This window comes from Aeromicrobium sp. PFPM2_SD2, assembly GCF_057364525.1.
Genome location: NZ_JBNFNZ010000544.1, coordinates 1 through 1,487, shown reverse-complemented (window position 1 = coordinate 1,487; position 1,487 = coordinate 1). Strand labels below are relative to the sequence as shown.

Below are 1,487 nucleotides of genomic sequence, written 5' to 3'. Positions count from 1 at the left end.
GCGCGGAGCCCTCGACCGCCGCGACGAGCGGCTTGCCGGCGGGCGCTCGGTGAGGCCGAGCGGACCCCGGTGCTCGCCGTACGGCAGCTCTCCGCGGTTCGCCGCCTTGAGGTCCATCCCGGCGCTGAACGTCCCGCCGGCGCCGGTCAGCACGGCCACCCGGGCGGCCGGGTCGGACTCGAACCGGTCGATCGCCCGCTCCAGCAGCCGGGCCGTGCGCGCATCGATCGCGTTGCGCGCCTCGGGCCGGTCGAGCGTGATGACGGTGACCGCGCCGCGCTGCTCGACGAGCACCGGGGCGGGCGGCGGGGCAGGCAGCTCGTGGACGTCCTCGTCGACGACCGTGAACGAGCCGTCGTCGGCGACCTCGACCTGCCACCCGCTCGGGTCCTCGGTCATGAACAGCCCCAGCGTGCGCCTGTCCTCGCGGCGCAGCAGCACGCGGTCGCCCTCGGGGGTGAGCAGGCTGACGACGACGGCCTCGGGCTCGCCCTCGCGCGACCACGGGATCGTCCACGTCTCCACCACGGCGCGACCGACGTACGAGGCGAGCGCCCGGCGCGACGGCGGCAGGTCGACCGTCGGGTGCAGGTGCTCGAACAGCCGGTGCGGCGGGGTCGCGGAGTACACGCCCAGCGCGTGCTTGGTGGCGTACCAGCCGAGCGAGGTCGACAGCCCGTACGTCCCCGGCTCGGCGCGCAGCAGCGGGACGAGGTTGGCCACGGCGTGGCTGCCGTAGTTGTTGCCCGGACCTCCCCCGAAGGTCAGCCCGCCGGTGACCGTGAGCGGACGCTCGGGGTCGTCGTCGGGCAGCCCGAGGGCGGCCGCCCCGATCTGCACGGCCGACGGGAAGCAGGCGTACAGGTCGACGTGCCGGACGTCGTCGATGGTGATGCCGGCGTGGCCGAGAGCGGCCTCGCCGGCGGCGCGGATCGCCGGGGACGCGGCCAGGTCGGCGCGCTCGGAGACGAACCACTCGTCCGAGGCCCAGGCCCCGGCGTGGACGAAGACCCACTTCTCCTGCGGGACGCCGGCCGCCTCCGCCGCCGCGGCCGACATGAGGATCAGGCCCGTCCCGAGGTCGACGGTCAGGTTGGCGCACATCAGCTTGGTGTACGGCTCGGAGACCATCCGGTTCTCGGCACTGGGCTCGGCGATCACCTCCGGCGTCAGCTCGGTCGGCTGCCAGGCGTACGGGTTGCGGGCGGCGACCGCCGAGAACCGCGACCACAGCCCGGCGACGGCCTGGCGGTGCTCCTCGACGCCCCGACCGCGCTTGCGGCGGACGGCGTTCTCGAGGAGCGCGTAGACGTAGATCGGCGCGCTGAGGCCCACGCCCGTCTCGACCTCGTTGTGGGGGCTCCTGTCGACGCCGACGACGTCGCTCGGCCGACGCCCGCGGCCTGCACCGGCCAGCTCGGCGACTGCCGCTGCGCTGCAGGCTCGACTGGTGGCGCCGGCCTCGGCGCGACGACGAGCGCCACGTG

At 75.2% G+C, this 1,487-nt stretch carries 1 protein-coding gene; it reads right to left on the bottom strand.

Features of this window, described 5'->3' with window-relative positions; genetic code table 11:
- A partial coding sequence (locus AC2W7G_RS16120; protein WP_485869330.1) for an enoyl-CoA hydratase-related protein occupies nucleotides 1–1,335 on the bottom strand: 1,335 nt, incomplete at its 3' end.
- Nucleotides 1,336–1,487 lie beyond the last annotated feature (152 nt).